This is a genomic window from Streptomyces wedmorensis (genome assembly GCF_000716445.1).
Taxonomy (GTDB): domain Bacteria; phylum Actinomycetota; class Actinomycetes; order Streptomycetales; family Streptomycetaceae; genus Streptomyces; species Streptomyces wedmorensis.
This window is the reverse complement of sequence record NZ_JNWK01000080.1, coordinates 18,959-34,170: the sequence shown is the minus strand read 5'-3', so window position 1 is coordinate 34,170 and position 15,212 is coordinate 18,959. Positions and strand designations below refer to the sequence as shown.

General features: G+C 73.0%; 14 protein-coding genes, 1 tRNA gene and 1 pseudogene. 6 read left to right on the top strand and 10 right to left on the bottom strand.

What is annotated here, in order from left to right:
* Positions 1-128: 128 nt before the first annotated feature.
* Positions 129-575: an NHL repeat-containing protein gene (locus OO54_RS42770; RefSeq protein ID WP_234439215.1), complete on the bottom strand. Its 447-nt coding sequence runs from the start codon at positions 573-575 to the stop codon at positions 129-131.
* Between the two features lie 462 nt (positions 576-1,037).
* On the opposite strand from OO54_RS42770, the gene OO54_RS37680 reads away from it, so the two are divergent.
* The 3 genes from OO54_RS37680 to OO54_RS44460 are packed head-to-tail and all read left to right on the top strand — an operon-like array spanning position 1,038 to position 4,880.
* The gene (locus OO54_RS37680; protein ID WP_033211494.1) at positions 1,038-2,258 is read left to right on the top strand and encodes a metallophosphoesterase; all 1,221 of its coding nucleotides are present in this window, start codon (positions 1,038-1,040) and stop codon (positions 2,256-2,258) included.
* Positions 2,259-2,283: 25 nt separating this feature from the next.
* Entirely contained in the window at positions 2,284-2,466 is a 183-nt protein-coding gene (locus OO54_RS46145) for a hypothetical protein (protein ID WP_157856589.1), read from the top strand.
* A complete protein-coding gene (locus tag OO54_RS44460; protein WP_157856588.1) occupies positions 2,463-4,880 on the top strand; it encodes a bifunctional serine/threonine-protein kinase/ABC transporter substrate-binding protein in 2,418 nt (805 codons plus the stop codon). Before OO54_RS46145 ends, OO54_RS44460 begins: the two co-directional genes overlap by 4 nt.
* A 130-nt stretch (positions 4,881-5,010) precedes the next feature.
* On the opposite strand, the gene OO54_RS46580 is transcribed toward OO54_RS44460, so the two are convergent.
* A complete protein-coding gene (locus OO54_RS46580; protein ID WP_167348169.1) occupies positions 5,011-5,184 on the bottom strand; it encodes a hypothetical protein in 174 nt (57 codons plus the stop codon).
* A gap of 79 nt (positions 5,185-5,263) precedes the next feature.
* Entirely contained in the window at positions 5,264-5,572 is a 309-nt protein-coding gene (locus tag OO54_RS37670) for a hypothetical protein (protein WP_033211492.1), read from the bottom strand.
* A 399-nt stretch (positions 5,573-5,971) separates the two neighbouring features.
* On the opposite strand from OO54_RS37670, the gene OO54_RS37665 reads away from it, so the two are divergent.
* Positions 5,972-6,874, top strand: coding sequence for a PhzF family phenazine biosynthesis protein (locus OO54_RS37665; RefSeq protein WP_033211490.1), 903 nt, complete (start codon positions 5,972-5,974; stop codon positions 6,872-6,874).
* A gap of 125 nt (positions 6,875-6,999) precedes the next feature.
* Here the strand turns inward: OO54_RS37665 and OO54_RS46140 are convergent.
* Positions 7,000-7,118, bottom strand: a tRNA-OTHER gene (locus OO54_RS46140).
* A 115-nt stretch (positions 7,119-7,233) separates the two neighbouring features.
* Entirely contained in the window at positions 7,234-7,836 is a 603-nt protein-coding gene (locus OO54_RS37660) for a VanZ family protein (protein ID WP_106970176.1), read from the bottom strand.
* 271 nt (positions 7,837-8,107) lie between these two features.
* Between OO54_RS37660 and OO54_RS37655 the strand changes: the two genes are divergently transcribed.
* Both OO54_RS37655 and ppk2 read left to right on the top strand, forming a co-directional pair.
* The gene (locus OO54_RS37655; protein WP_399523960.1) at positions 8,108-8,860 is read left to right on the top strand and encodes a DUF4230 domain-containing protein; all 753 of its coding nucleotides are present in this window, start codon (positions 8,108-8,110) and stop codon (positions 8,858-8,860) included.
* A gap of 117 nt (positions 8,861-8,977) precedes the next feature.
* On the top strand, positions 8,978-9,937 hold the full coding sequence (gene ppk2 / locus OO54_RS37650; RefSeq protein WP_033211488.1) for a polyphosphate kinase 2: 960 nt from the start codon (positions 8,978-8,980) through the stop codon (positions 9,935-9,937).
* Between the two features lie 71 nt (positions 9,938-10,008).
* On the opposite strand, the pseudogene OO54_RS42005 reads toward ppk2, so the two are convergent.
* From OO54_RS42005 to OO54_RS37625, 5 genes and pseudogenes are all read right to left on the bottom strand, one after another.
* Positions 10,009-10,745: pseudogene (locus OO54_RS42005) on the bottom strand (sigma-70 family RNA polymerase sigma factor).
* A 191-nt stretch (positions 10,746-10,936) separates the two neighbouring features.
* A complete protein-coding gene (locus tag OO54_RS37640; RefSeq protein ID WP_033211486.1) occupies positions 10,937-11,362 on the bottom strand; it encodes an SsgA family sporulation/cell division regulator in 426 nt (141 codons plus the stop codon).
* Between the two features lie 134 nt (positions 11,363-11,496).
* Positions 11,497-11,898: an STAS domain-containing protein gene (locus OO54_RS37635; protein ID WP_051787720.1), complete on the bottom strand. Its 402-nt coding sequence runs from the start codon at positions 11,896-11,898 to the stop codon at positions 11,497-11,499.
* Entirely contained in the window at positions 11,895-13,004 is a 1,110-nt protein-coding gene (locus OO54_RS37630; protein ID WP_033211485.1) for a cobalamin B12-binding domain-containing protein, read from the bottom strand. Before OO54_RS37630 ends, OO54_RS37635 begins: the two co-directional genes overlap by 4 nt.
* Positions 13,001-14,683: a PP2C family protein-serine/threonine phosphatase gene (locus tag OO54_RS37625; protein ID WP_033211484.1), complete on the bottom strand. Its 1,683-nt coding sequence runs from the start codon at positions 14,681-14,683 to the stop codon at positions 13,001-13,003. The genes OO54_RS37630 and OO54_RS37625 overlap by 4 nt, the downstream gene beginning before the upstream one ends.
* Between the last annotated feature and the right edge of the window lie 529 nt (positions 14,684-15,212).

Sequence of the window (15,212 nt, the reverse complement as noted above, 5' to 3'; positions counted from 1 at the left end):
CCGACGAGTCCCTCCGCGAGGAGCCGAGAAGCCCCTGCCCGCGGCTCGTGGGCAGTCCGACAGGAGCCGGAACCGGCCGATGCCCCTGTCGCGCACCGCGATGACCTGAAGGTCCGGATCGTGGTGTTTCAGGGGCGGGTGCCCATCGGTGGGAAGGCAAGGCCCGTCGGCGTGTTCAGGCCGGTGGTCGGGAGGGTGGTCTGACCACCGCCCGTCTCCTGGACGCGGACCACCCGGTTGTTGAAGCCGTCGGCGACGTAGAGATTCCCGGCCCGATCGAGGGCGAGCCCCAGGGGACGCGACAAGCCGTCGGTGGGGACGGTGGACTGGCCACCGCCGTACCCCGCCCTCACGACCACGCGGTTGTTGCCGGTGTCCGACACGTAGAGGCGGCCCGAAGCGTCCCAGACCATGCCCGTCGGCCGTACGAGACCCTCGAAGGGCACGGGTGTCTGATCTCCGCCTCTCGTGGGCAGGGCGACGACCCGGTTGCCGCCGTAGTCGGACACGTACAGGGGCCCACTGCCGTACCTGCGCCGACCCCAGGAAGTGGCGCCGGAAGATGCGGGAACCACGCCGCTCGCCCTCCCCGGGGCCACTCCGATGTCCGGGACGGATGCATGACGGCGACCCGCGGCGCCGGGTGCCGGCCGCCCGCCCTCGCGGGGACCCCGCCCCACGAAGGCGAAGCACACATGGCGGCACGGCCCCACCGCCGTCCTCCCACCTCGTCCTGTCGGTCGAGCAGGACGCCGGGGTTCAGGATGCGGTGGGGGGCCAGGGCGTCCTTTGCCGCGCAGTGGGGGAAGACCGGTCGTGGCCGCGGGGTGACGACCTGCGCGGCGGGTCGCCCGGTCCCCCACGGCGGACAATGGGGTCCAAGAGACTCCGGCAAGCAAGGCAGGAGCAGAATCAGGGCGTGGGCGGCGGCTCGGGTCGAGGCCACCGGCGGATGGCCGGCACGACGAATGTGCCGCTGCCGTCACCCGGCGCCGCCACTCGCACGGTCCGCCGGACCGGACCTCAGGAGGGGAAGCGTGACAGAGATCAGCAACACCCGATCCGCCGCCCAGGAGGCGCAAGGAGCCTCACGGAGCCGATTGCGGCGCCTGATGCGCTACCTCCCCTTGATCGCCCCCCTCCTGCTGTGGGCCGTGCCGTGCTGGGTTCTCCTGCACACCGGTCAGCGCTGGCCGCTCCCCGTCGCACTGACCGGCACCGCGCTCTTCGCCCTCGGCCTGACCGGAATGCCGCTTGCGATGGCACGCGGCCACGGTCGCCGCCAGCAGGACCGGGCGGCGATCGTCGGTGACACGCTGCTGGGCGGCATCTGGGTCCTGTTCACCTGGTCCGTTCTGCTGGGTGTCCCGCTGCGGCTCGTCCTGACCGTGGCCGGTGTCGGTGACGGACAGGACCGGGCGCGCATCGTCACCTGGACCGTCCTCTGCACAGCCGCCGTATTGCTCGCATGGGGGTACGCCGAGGCCCGACGCGTGCCGCGCGTGCGCCGACTCGACGTGCCGCTCCCGCGTCTGGGAGCCGGGCTGGACGGCACCCGGGTCGTTCTGATCACCGACACCCACTACGGTCCGCTCGACCGCGCCCGCTGGTCGGCACGGGTCTGCGAGACGGTCAACGGCCTGGAAGCCGATCTGGTGTGCCACACCGGTGACATCGCGGACGGCACGGCCGAACGCCGTCGCGCCCAGGCCGCTCCCCTGGGCACCGTGCGGGCGACGCGGGCCCGGGTCTACGTCACCGGCAACCACGAGTACTACAGCGAGGCCCAGGGCTGGGTCGACCTGATGGACGAGCTCGGCTGGGAGCCGCTGCGCAACCGTCATCTGCTGCTCGAACGCGGCGGTGACACCCTCGTGGTCGCAGGTGTCGACGACGTCACCGCCGAGTCCTCCGGACTGGCGGGTCACCGAGCCCACCTCGCCGGAGCCCTCCAGGGCGCCGATCCCGACCTGCCCGTCCTCCTGCTCGCCCACCAGCCCAAGTTCGTCGACCGGGCGGCGGCCCACGGAATCGACCTCCAGCTCTCCGGCCACACCCACGGCGGTCAGATCTGGCCCTTCCACCACTTGGTCCGCCTCGACCAGCCCGTCGTCGCAGGCCTCAGCCACCACGGCGCTCGCACCCTCCTCTACACCAGCCGCGGCACCGGCTTCTGGGGCCCGCCCTTCCGCGTCTTCGCCCCCAGCGAGATCACCTTGCTCGTGCTCCGCTCCCCGGAGCGGTCCACCTCGCCGTAAGTCGTCCTTTCCTTGGGCGCGGACGGTGATCCGACACCGGAGCCCGGCGGCCACGGTCGTGGCCGCCTCCGCGCCCGACGCGGTCAAGGAGCGGGCGGCCGTCCACCGGAGGCGGACCGCCGAGAACGCCGCCTTCGCCGCGAAGGGCGTGATCAAGCCGTCTTTCCGTCACCTGCTCGGCTCATCGGGACCTAGAGTGTGCGCGTGACCGAGCAGAACCACGAACTCATCGCCGGCCGGTACCAACTGGTCGAACGTATCGGCCAAGGCGGCATGGGCCGGGTCTGGCGTGGTCTTGACCAGCAGCTCTTCGGACGCGAAGTCGCCGTCAAGGAAATCCTCTTCCCACCGGGCATGGACGACGACGCCCGTGAGGCGCTGCTCCGGCGGTTCACGGGCGAGGCGCGCGCCGCGGTCACTCTCAGCCATCCGGGGGTCATCACCGTCCATGACGTCGTGGAGCATCACGGTGCCCCGGTCATCGTCATGGAGCTGGTCCGTGGCCAGTCCCTGGCCGCCGCGATCCGCAGCCGTGGCCGACTGCCCGTACGGCGTGTGGCCGAGATCGGCGCCGCCGTCCTCGACGCGCTGACCGCGGCGCACGAGGCTCGGATCGTCCACCGCGACATCAAGCCGGACAACGTGCTCCTGGCCAAGGACCGTGTCGTCCTGACCGACTTCGGCATCGCCCACCTCGCGGACGCCACGACCAAGCTGAGCCACAGCGGGATCGTCATCGGCACGCCGCAGTACATGCCGCCGGAGCAGCTGGACGGCAAGCGCCCGACCCCGGCCAACGACCTGTGGGCGCTCGGCGCCACCTTGTACCACGCCGTCGAGGGGCACCCCCCGTTCGAGGCGGAGGGTCTCCACGCCCTCGCGGTGGCCGTGTTCACCCGCCCGCACCGGCCGCCGGTCCACGCCGGCCCGCTCGCGCCCGTGCTGGACGCCCTCCTCACCAAGGACCCGGCACGACGCGTGGGCGCCGCGGAAGCGGCTGAGATGCTCAGGGGCGTACTGATGTCCGCCCCGTCCCTCCCCGACGCGCCCCACGGGCACGGCCCCGCACGGGAATCCGAGCCGGACAGCCGACCGGTTCCGACCCCCGGTCCGACGGCGGATCCGGCACCGGACGCGGCGGTGGAGCCCTCCTCCGCCCCGACGATGCCGAAGCAGGCTCCCTCGTCGGCACCTTCCGTGGCGACCCCCACGGTCCCGGACTCCTCCGGGGCCGACGCGGGCCCCCCGCGTCACCCCGTGCCGGACCGACCGACGGCCCCGCCGGTCGTCGTGACCCCGGACGAGCAGCGGCGCACGCTCGGCGCGACAGCTCGATCGGAGCGGGGAGACGGGGTGTCCGCGGGAGGGCGGGGTCTCACCCGGCGCTCCGCGGTCCTGGGCACGGCGCTCGCCGTGCTCGCCACGGGATCCTTCCTGACCTGGTCCCTCACCCGCGACGACGACGCACGGAGCGGCGGCGGGGCGGGGGGCAGCGGGCCGGCGGCGTCCTCCGTCACGGTGAGGATCGGGGTGGACGCACCCCTCAGCGGCGGACTCTCCTCGATGGGCGCCGGTATCAGGAACTCCGCCGAACTGGCGGTCAGGACCGCCAACGAAACCGGTCACGTCCCCGGTGTGACCTTCGAGATCACGGCCGTGGACGACGAAGCCGACCCCGCCAAGGGCGCGGCCAACGCCGCCCGGCTCGTGTCCGACGACAAACTGGTGGGGGTGGTCGGCCCGCTCAACTCCGGCGTCGCCCGCACTCTGGTGCCGGCGCTGTCACGCGCGGGCGTCGTCAACGTGTCACCGGGCAACACCGACCCGGCCCTGACACTGGGCCCCGGCTGGGCGTCGGGCACCCGCGTCCGTCCGTACTCCACCTACTTCCGGACGATCGGCACGGATGTCGACCAGGGGCCGTTCGCCGCCCGGTACCTGCACGGGGCCGGGAAGACCAAGCTCTACGTCGTCGACGACGCGAGCAGCCACGGCACCGCCCTCACCTCCGGCCTCACGGCCCAGTGGAAGAAGCTCGGGGGGACCGTCGTCGGCACCGAGCAGGTGGATCCCGCGGAACGCTCCTTCGCGGGCCTCGCCGTCAGGGTGCGGTCCTCGGGCGCCGAAGCCGTCTACTTCGGCGGCTACTACGACACCGCGGCACCGTTGTCCCAGCAGCTCAAGCAGGCGGGAGTGGACATCCCCCTGATGGGTGGCGACGGCATCTTCGACCAGCAGTACCTCACGGGCAACCCTCGGGCCGACGGCGACCTCGCGACCCAGATCGGCGCACCCGCGACGGATTCGGCGGCGGGACGCGACTTCCTGACCCGGTACGGCGAAGCGGGCTACTCCCAGCCGCCCGGCTGGTACGGCCCCTACGCCTATGACGCGACCTGGGCCCTCATCGAAGCGGTGAAGGCCGTCGCGAAGCCGGAGGGCGGCACACTCGCCGACGGCATCCGGGCGGAACTGCCGCGAGCCGTCGAGCAGCTGGCCTTCGACGGCGTCACCGGCCGCGTCGCCTTCAACGGCGGCGACCCCGTCAACCGCCGACTGACGGTGTACCAGGTGGACGGCGGAAGCTGGCAGACCAGGATGATCGGACCTTCCACCCCATGACGGGGTGCCTCTCGGCTACCGCCGCCCAGGGCCTGTCCGGCCCTGATCCGCCGGACAGGCCCTAACCGTCACAGGTGGCCGAGGCGCGTCCTGGTGGTCCCTCCGCCGTTCACGACGCCCGGCACGGCAGTCAGGAACGCCGTCCGACGCCCCGGCCGGCACCGATGCCCGCCACCTGCAGAGCCAGGGCAGTCAGCCCGAGCAGCATCACGTTCGTCGAGGAGAACGTGTCGTTGGTGCTGATGACCGCCGCGTTGATCAGGAAGGCGATGAAGAACAGCACCGCCGCAACTATGCCAAGCATGAACAGGCTCCTCTCGAAGGGTGCTGTCCGTATGCCCCCGCATCGGCCGTGTAAGCCGGGGCGACCGCTCATCGGTACGTCAGATATCGCTGTCGATGCCGGTGACGGCCGGCGGCGCGAGCGGGGCGTCGGTTTCCGCGATTCCCGCCTCCCCCAGTGCGGCCGAGACGAGCCTCGTCGCGTCCAGTTTCGCCTCGTAACGGTCGGCGGCCTCGACCTCCAGCCGGATGGCGAACGTGCCGTCCTCGTTCAGCGTCAGCAGGTTCACGCCTTCGCTCTCGCTCACGTCAGTGTGGTGGGGGGCCAGCTCCCGTTCGAGGGCGGCGCGCTCGGAGTCGGTGATGTCCGAGGTGAACGTGCCGGGAACGGTGACGACGAAGGTGGTCATAGGGGCTCCTCGCGCGGGACGGAGTGTGGGCGTCGTTCTGCTTCCCTCATCCTCCGTGATGACCGTGCTCCGAAAGGCTTCTGACATGGCATCGGGCCGCGGTGAAGAGTCGGTGCGTCGCGGTCCCGATCTCAGGCGCTCGTGTGGCGTGGAGCGGCTACGCGTCACGGGGCGGCCTGACGCGCGCGTGGCCCAAGGCGGTGTGACGCGTGCGTGCGCGGGCTTGTGGCCCGGGGCGGCCCGCAAGGGCGTGAGGCGTTCGGTCTTCGTCGGCATGCCCGCCCGTGTACCCCGATCCGCGCTGTCCATCAGCGGCGGCTGGGAGCTGTGCGGGTACGGGATGCCGGCATGGCCCCTGAGCCGGGGAATCAAACCGAGGCCGTGTGCCGTTCCCCCGGCATGAATTCCGTACGGGCAACCTCCGAGGTCCTGCGTTACACCGCCTTCTCCGACGATCCCGAGGGAGGCAATCCCGCCGGAATCGTCCTCGACGCCACGGGCCTCGGCGACGAGGAGATGCTGGCGATCGCCGCCGACGTCGGCTACAGCGAGAGCGCGTTCCTGACAGCGGCTCCGTCGGCTCCGTCCGGCGAAGCGGGTTCCGGCGGCGCATCGGACGCCGGGCGCGCGTACACCATCCGCTACTTCAGCCCCAAGGCGGAGGTGCCCTTCTGCGGGCACGCCACCGTCGCGACGGCCGTGGCCCTCGGTGAGCGCATCGGCCCCGGGGACCTGGTGTTCACCACGCCCGCCGGGATCGTGCCGGTCACCGTGACGCGGGAGGGCGGCGCGCTGCTGGCCACGCTCACCAGCGTCGAGCCGTACGTCGAGGAGATCGCGGCCGAGGACCTGGCCGAGGCACTCGCCGCCCTCGACTGGCCGGCCGGCGACCTCGATCCGGCGTTTCCTCCCCGTGTCGCCTTCGCGGGCGCCCGCCATCTGATCCTGGCCGCCGCGACCCGCGAGCGCCTGGGCCTCCTGGCGTACGACTTCGCTCGCCTGGAGGCCCTGATGCACCGGCTGGACCTGACGACGGTGCAGTTGGTGTGGCGCGCCGATGCGGGGATCTTCCACGTGCGCGACCCGTTCCCCGTGGGCGGGGTGGTGGAGGACCCGGCGACCGGGGCGGCGGCCGCCGCGTTGGGCGCGTACCTCCGCGAGCTCGGACTCGTGCCGGAGGCGACAGTCCTCACCCTTCATCAGGGTGAGGACATGGGACGTCCCGGTGTCCTGACGGTGGAACTGCGGGCGGGTGACCGGCGGATCAGGGTCAGCGGCGCGGGAGCCCGCATCCCGGCCTGATCCGAAAGGCGTCGGGCCCTGACCGATCACGTCGACCGATCCGGGCCCTCACGCAGGGTCGTCGGCGTTCCACTGCGGCCGGCCCCAGGGGGAGCGCATCGCTCTCGGCCGGCCCAGCACGGTTGCGGTGCCGACGGGATTCGAACCCGCGAGACAGACAGGGGCAAGGCCGCCCCGTCTCCGTCACTCGACGCGGAGGGGCCGTCCCCCACGACGATCGCATCGGACCGCTCTGCCACGGCACGCAACCTTCAGGACCACGCGCAGTCCCACTCCCACTCAGGACAGGGACGTCGTCCGTCACAGACGAGTCCATATCTGTTTGTGCGGTGCTCGCCCCTGGGCCTCCGTGTTCACGGTCACTTCGACGGAGTGGCGGTGGTTCCACGCTTCCATGCCGAGGTGCGGTCCGGGCGCCGGCGCTGCCACCAGCGGGGGTGGGGGCGGGGGTGGACGGCCCGGCCCAGCCGTCGGCCGACGGTCATGTAGGCGAGCAGTGCTCCCGTCGTGTTGAGGAGGACGTCGTCGATGTCGAAGGCGCGGCCCGTGACGAGCGCCCCCTGCACGAGCTCCACGAGCAGCATGGTGGCCGCGGTGAGGAGCGCGACACGGAGGAAGCCGCGGGCCTTGCGGGACAGCAGCGGCAGCAGGATCCCGAAGGGGACGCCGAGGAGGATGTTGCCCCCGAGCTGCTTGACGGTGTCCACGAACGCGGGCCGGCCGAGGTAGGCCTCGATGGAGCGCCCGGGCGTCAGGTTGCTGTGGGTGAGGGGGACGGAGGCCGGCGAGGCCTCCAGCGTCAGCCGGGCCAGGACCACGGCGAAGGCCACCATGCCCGCGAGGGCCGTGAGGGCGACGAGCGCCCGCACGAACCGCCCCGGGCCGCGCCGGACCGGGACCGCGGCCCGGGACGTCGCGGTGTCCGGATCCTTCCGCTCCGGGCTCCCGTCGGCCGGCGCCACGCCGCCCGCACCCTCCGCGTCTCTCCCGTCGTCCCCGTCCCCTCCGGCGGGTGCACCGCCCCGTCCCTTCGACGCTCTCCGACCGAACATGAGCCGTCTCCTCCCCTTGGTGTCCTCGTGCGAACGAATCCCGCGTACCCCCGCCGGGGGACCGCATGCCCTGCGGTCCGCCGGGGTACTCACCTCCGAACCACCCTCCCCTCGTGCCCCGACAGAGCTCGTTTCGGACGGAGTCGGGTGTGAGCGCGGCGGACTCGGGCATCCGGCCCGCATGGGAGAAGAGACCGAGAACAGCCCCGCGCCGGCCCGCCGTTCGTGGAAGCGCCCCGGAGGGAGGTGGCCCCTCGCCGCCGTCGTCCTGCTCGTGCTCGCCGTCGCCCTCATGCTGATCGGCCAGTTGCTCCGGATCCCCGGCATGGACGTCCTCGGGACGGACGTGAAGGACCGCTCCGGCCCCGCCGTCCTGAAGTCCGTCCAGGACCTGAGCCGGTACGAGGGGGCGGCGGGGACCTACCAGGTGGTGGTCGACCTGGAGCACGACGCGCGGCTCCTGCCGGACGCGATCCGCGGTACCCGCACCCTGTACGTGGCGAGCGGCAGCGTCGCCTCCTACGTCGACCTCGGCGGCCTCGGGGACGACGCCGTGACCGTCGACGCCGACCGCACCGAGGCCACTCTCCGGCTGCCGCACGCCCGGCTGGCCGACCCGGCTCTCGATCCGGAGCGGTCGTACGCCGTGTCGAAGCAGCGCGGTCTGCTCGACCGGATCGGTGACCTCTTCTCGGACAACCCTGCGAGCGAGCAGGCCGTCCACGTCCTCGCCGCCCGGCGCATCGGCGACGCGGCCCGCGAGTCCGACCTGACGTCCCGGGCGGAACGGAACACCGCCGCGATGCTGCGGGAACTGCTGCGGGGCCTGGGCTTCGAGCGGGTGACCGTGACCTTCGTCCGAGCGGGATCCGCCGGGCCCGAGGGCGTTCCGCGGGGCGGGGCGCCCACCGCCCCGACCGCGCCGTCCGGGTGATGTGTCGGCTGTCACGCTCGTGTCGGTCCGCCGACGGGGCAAGGGGACCCCATGAGCACTCACGACGACGGCCGGGACGGCCCCGGCCCCGCCGCCCCGGCCGAAGGAGGCCGACACATGAGCGACTCCGACGACCCCGCCGACGGCCTGCTGGCCGGGCTGAGGGTGGACACCAGCCAGCCGGAGCAGCCCGTCCTGCTGGACGAGCAGGGGGGACCCGTCCGGACCTGGCGCGAGAACTACCCCTACGACCGGAAGGTCCGCCGCCGGGAGTACGAACGGACCAAGCGGATCCTGCAGATCGAGCTGCTGAAGCTGCAGCGCTGGGTCAAGGAGACGGGGGCCCGGCTGGTCGTGATCTGCGAGGGACGGGACGCCGCGGGCAAGGGCGGCACGATCCAGCGCTTCACGGAGCGGCTGAACCCGCGTGGGGCGCGGATCGTCGCCCTGGACAAGCCGACCGAGCGGGAGGCGGGACAGTGGTACTTCCAGCGGTACGTCCCGCACCTGCCGGCGCGCGGCGAGATCGTGTTCTTCGACCGTTCCTGGCACAACCGCGCGGGTGTCGAGAAGGTCCTGGGCTTCTGCACGGAGGAGCAGCATGCGCTCTTCCTCCGGCAGTGCCCGGCCTTCGAGTCGATGCTGGTCGAGGACGGCATCGTCCTGGTCAAGTTCTGGTTCTCGGTCTCCCGCGCAGAGCAGCGCACCCGGTTCGCGATCCGGCAGGTGGACCCCGTCCGCCAGTGGAAGCTGTCGCCGACGGATCTGGCCTCGCTGGACCTGTGGGACGCGTACACCGCCGCGAAGATCGAGATGTTCCGCGCGACCGACACCGCCGACGCGCCGTGGACGGTCGTCAAGAGCAACGACAAGCGCCGGGGGCGGCTGGAGGCGATGCGCTATCTGCTGTGGCGGATCGACTACGCCAACAAGGACGCCGAGGCCGTGGGCCGGCCCGATCCCCTGATCGTGGGCGCCGCCGACACCCTCCTGGAACCGGGAGAGGAGCCGTCGGCGCTCTCGCCCACACCGCTGGCAGGCCCTCCGGTGGGCCGGGGCCAGCACCCGCCCGCATGAGAACGGCTCCGGGGTTCCCGCGCCGGACGCGTGTCCGGCGCGGGACCCCGGAGCCGTGCGGGCCGGCCGGATCAGCCGGCGCCGGTGCCCAGCAGGCCCTCGCGCAGGCGCTTCACAGTGCGCGCGAGCAGCCGCGAGACGTGCATCTGCGAGCAGCCCAGCCGTTCACCGATCTGAGCCTGGGTCAGTTCCTCCACGAACCGCAGGTGGATGATCCGGCGGTCCCGCTCGCCGAGGTCGGCGATGAGCGGGGCCAGCGAGTGGAAGTCCTCCACCAGCGCCATGGCGGGGTCCTCGCTGCCGATGAAGTCGGCCAGCGAGGCGTCGCCGTCCTCGTCCTCGCCGCTGAGGGCGGCGTCCAGCGACGAGGAGTTGTAGCCGTTGGAGGCCAGCCGCGCCTCGGTGACCTCCTCCTCGGTGAGGCTCATCAGGTCGGCCAGCTCCTTGACCGTCGGCGTCCGGCCGAGGCGGGTGCCGAGTTCCTCGGTCGCCTTGGCCAGCTCCACCCGCGCCTCCTGGAGCCGGCGGGGTACGTGCACCGCCCAGGAGGTGTCCCGGAAGAAGCGCTTGATCTCTCCATCTCGTCGGCGCGGTGGCGGAACCGCCCGGCCGCGTAGCGGACCAGGCTCATGTTCATCTCGATGAGGGTGTTGCGCGCGTACTGGTACTCGTGCGTCCCCTCCTCCAGCGTCGCGAGCTCCTGGAAGAAGACCTTCGACAGGGCCCTCGCGTCCTTGGGTGCGATCGCCGACGTGTCCGGGATCTGCGGCAGCGTCCCCGCTCCGGACTCGACTCCCGCGACCGACATCGTGGTGACCGTCACACCATTGCCCTTTCACGTGTGTTCCTCATCGGGACGCATGTCCCCGAGGCTGCTCGCCTACCCGGACTTCTCGCGATCACACCCACCGACTCCTCACGTGTTCTGGGTCGGTTCCTTCCTCCCGGTCGATGGCAACGCTCGTCTCGGCCCCGTACGACGTTCCGGCGCACCGCACTTCAGCGCCTCAGGGACGCGAGCAGCGGTCCCCAGTCGATGTGGCGTTCCTCCGTGCCCTGCGGCACCAGGACGAAGGTGTCGCGCACGAAGCGGCCGAGTGCCTCCTGCTCGCACCTGACGACGGCGCGCTGTCCCGCCCGCCCGAGCCGCAGGAGGAGTCCGCCGTCGGGCGCGGGACGGAGCCGGACCTCGCCGTCGCCGGCGGGCTGGAGCGATCCGGTGAGGATCATCTCGCGATCGACGCGCCACACCACCGTGTCCTCGCCGAGGAGGTGGAAGGCGATGCTCAGGGCGTGGGGGTCGCGGGAGTCGTAGCCGACGGTGGTGTCGATCCGGACCGCCACGTCCGGAGTGAGCAGTTCCATGGCCATGGGCCGGGTGAGGACGCGCGGAGCGGGGAGCGGCGCGACGGGGTGCTGGGGCATGGGGTCCTCCGACTGAGAGGCTGTCAGCGGGCGGGTGCGGTGTCCGCTTGACCCGTCCCGTCCCTGTTACACCTCGTGCCGCCGTGGCGGATGCGCCGATGGTGTCACGATGCGGTGAAGGTCTTGAAATGCCGTCAGGGACCGGCGGGACCAGGGCCCTCCGCCGCGCCGCTCGGGGTGTCGCCGTCGGGCCCGGCGGTCTCGGACCGGCCCGTCAGGTGCTCGTACGTGCCGGTGAGGAGGAGCAGCCGGTCGAGGAAGGGCGGTCTGCGGTCGAGGCGCAGCGGGACGCCCGCGGCCTCGGCGAGCCGGTGGAGGGCCAGCAGCGCGGAGAGGCCCGTCGAGTCGCACAGGGTGAGTCCGGCGCAGTCGACGCGGAGGTCCGCCGGGGCGGTCGCCGGGTCGAGGTGGGCCCGGGCCGCGTCCAGCAGCTCGTCGGCGCTGTCCCAGGCCAGGTCGCCGGCGAGCGTCACGTACAGGATTCCGTCGGGCGCGGCGACGGCCTTGGCTTCGAAGGGGTGGCCGGGGGTGCTCACGAGCGGGGTCCTGGGGTGGGCGGGGCGGGTACGCGGAGGAGGGCGCGGCGCCCGGCGGCGAGGTGCGCCCGCGCGCGGGGGAAATCGTGCTGGGCGTCGGCGAGCAGGTCGAGGGCGGCGACCAGGGCGTCGCCCGGGACGCCGCGGGACCGGAGGATCCCGGCGGTCCAGGTGACGAAGCCGGTGAACAGCTCGGCGTCGTCGGTGTAGAGGGACGCGCCGAGGAAGTCGACGATGTGGGCGATGTCCTCGGCGGTCCGCTCCCGCTGCCGGTCGGTGTACGAGGCCATCGCCGGGACCGCGTCCTCGAGGCCCTGGAGGACCTGGCGGACCAGCTGTGTCCGGGCGCGCGTGACCAGGGTGTACTCCTGGTCGGCGAGATGGGGCAGTTCTCCGGCGGGCCGGGCCGCGTGCGCCCGCGGCGGGCCGGCGGCGAGGAGACGGGCGGCGGCCCGGGCGTCCGGCGCCCACCCGTCGGCGCCCAGCAGGCGGGCGTAGCGGCCGTCGGGGCCGAAGGCGGCGCCGCCGACGAGGACGGGGAGCCCGATGGCCTGGATGGCGGTGACGGCGGCGTGGGCCGTCGGGAGCCGGACCGGCAGCGAGGACGAGAGGGCGACGACGTCCGTGCCGGTCTGGTGCAGGTGAGCGATGAGGTGGGGGGTGGGGACGTGCGCCCCGAGGTAGTCGACGAGGAAGCCCTGGCCGCGCAGGACCTCGGCGAGGAGACGGGCGGGCAGGGCGTGCCACTCGCCGTCGACGCAGGCGACGGTGACGCGCCGGGGCGTCTCCCCGGTCTCCGGCCGGGCACCGGTCCCGTCCGCCGTGCGGTGGGCGAGGGCGGCGACGACACGGTCCTGGATGGCCGTGGCGGCGTGCTCCTGAGCGACCCCGATGCGGCCGGTCGCCCATTCCGCGCCGACCCTGGCCTGGACGGGGCCGATCACGTCGAGGAGGAGGTCCTCGGCCGGGACCCCGGCGTCGTGGGCGCCGAGGACGGCGGCGGTGGCCGCCGGTTCGTCCCTCGCCTCCAGGGCCGCCCACAGCTGTCGGCGGGTGGCGGCGAGGTCGGCGGTCGAGGTGGTCGAGATGGTGGTCTGCGGGCTCATGCGGTGTACCTGCCCCGGGTGTGGCCGTTCACCGCGGACAGATGGGTGGTGTGCGGCGCGGTGATGGCGACGACCGCCATGTCGTCGTGAGGACCGCGGCCCACCCAGTCCCCGGCGATCATCTGCACGCGCTCGACGACGGCCTCGGCCTGGAGCCCCACGCACTCGGCGAGCGCGGAGCGCAGCCGGTCCTCGCCGAACATGGCCGAGCCGAGCGGCCCGCCGCGGGCCTCCGTGATCCCGTCCGTGTAGAGCAGGCAGGTCTCGCCGGGCGACAGGTCCACGGTCGCCGACCGGCTGGTGACCACGGGGAGGGCGCCTACCAGGGTCCCGCCGGTGTCCGCCTCCTCCACCTCTCCCGTGGCACGCAGGACGAGCGGGCGGGGGTGGCCGGCGCTGGTGAGCCGGAGCCGCACCCGGCCGCCCGTGCGCCGCACCGAGGCCAGGACCAGGGTGGCGAAGCGGGTGTGCCGGGCGGTCAGCAGGGCGCCGTTGAGCAGCCGCAGGACGTTCTGGTGGTCGCCGGCGAGGGGCAACAGGGCCTGCACGGTGCTGCGGATCCGGCCCGTGAGCACGGCGGCGTCCAGCCCCTTGCCGCACACGTCGCCGAGGACGGCGAGCGTCTCCTGGCCGTCGTCGGTGCCGGGGTGCACGTCGTAGAAGTCGCCGCCGATCCGCTCGGTGTCCTGGGAGGTGCGGTAGCCGCCGGCGAAGTCGACTCCGTCGACGTGGTGGAGCCGGGGCGGAAGGAGTTCGGCGATCAGCGCGCGCGTGATGCGGGCCTGCTCGGCGTAGAGGCGCGCGGCCGACAGGGCGGCGCCGGCGCGGGCGGCGAACAGCCGGGCGAAGAGCTCCTCCGAGGCGTCGAAGGCCCGCTGTCCGCCGCGCCGCAGCAGGATCAGGGCGCCCGCGGGCACGCCGTGGCCGGGCAGCGGGGTGATGGCGACGGACCCGGGGGTCCCTCCGAAGCCCTCGGGCACGGCCCAGGACGGCAGTTCGGCCGGGTCGATCCAGCGGGCGGGCACCGGCGGGAAACCCTGCAGCGCCTCGGCGAGGCCAGGCACGAGGGCCGGGTCCAGGGTGAGCTGGGTCCGCTCGAATCCCCCGCCCATGGCGGTGACCACGGTGTAGCGGTTCCGTACGGGCGGGGAGATCACGAGGGCCGCGTCGCCGAGGTGGTCGGCGGCGAGCAGGGCCGCCTTCTCCAGGCAGCGGTCGGGGTTGAGCGAGGCCAGCAGCTGGGTGGACGCCTCGGCCAGGATCGCGTGGCGCTCCCGTTCGGTGCGCAGGGCGTCCTGCGCGGCCGTCAGGTCGGAGTCGTCGACCAGCCACCAGGCCACGTCGCCGTGGCCGGACTCGGTGGGGTGGGCCCTCAGGAGCCGGCCGTCGTGTCTGCCGCGCAGCGGGGCGGGGCGGGTCCGTGCCGAAGCCGCGGCGGCGGGTGCGCGTGCCGGGTGGGCCAGCCGCTGGTGGGCGTCGGCGAGCCATCGCGGGACGACCTCGTCCAGCCACTTGCCGACCCCCATCCGCGGGAAGAGGTCGGCCGCGGCGGCGTTGAACTCCACGACGCCGCCATCGCGGTCGGCCACCACCGCCGGATGCGGCGACCCGATCCAGGAGGTGCTTCCCGCTCCCGCGGTCTCCCGGGAGCGGCCGGACTCGTCTTCGAAAACAGTCATAAGCGTGGCCCGCGCGTAGTGGCCCGCCACCTTCCCACTCGACGACAGCTCGTCCGTCCACCCTTCCGCAGTGGGCGCCGCACATCAAGTGAACCCCCCTCTTCCGGTACGCCCCGCCCTCCCCGCACCGCCCCCACGATTCCGGCACAGGTACTTCACGGGACGCGGCCTTCGGGCGGCGGTGCGGACGAGAACCGTCCGGTCCGCCGCGGGGCCGGCCGGGCCGGGCACCGCACCCGGAGCCGGAGCACCGGCGCGGAGGAAGGCGTTTCGGCGTGGTGTTCGCGGTCAGTCGGATCCTCGAACGCGGTCCGCTCCCGGAAGGATTCCGTCGTGACGGTCATGCTGGTCCTGGTGTTCGGTGTCGGTGTGGCGATGGCGTGGTGGAGCGTCGCGCCCGTCCCCCGCGGTCCGCGGCGAGGGCCCCGGTGACGCCCCGGAGCGGTGCCGCCCGGGTTTCACGGACGGACGAACGGTCAGGCGAACGGGGACACGAATCCCATCCCCACTCATGTGCCAGGAGGCTCAC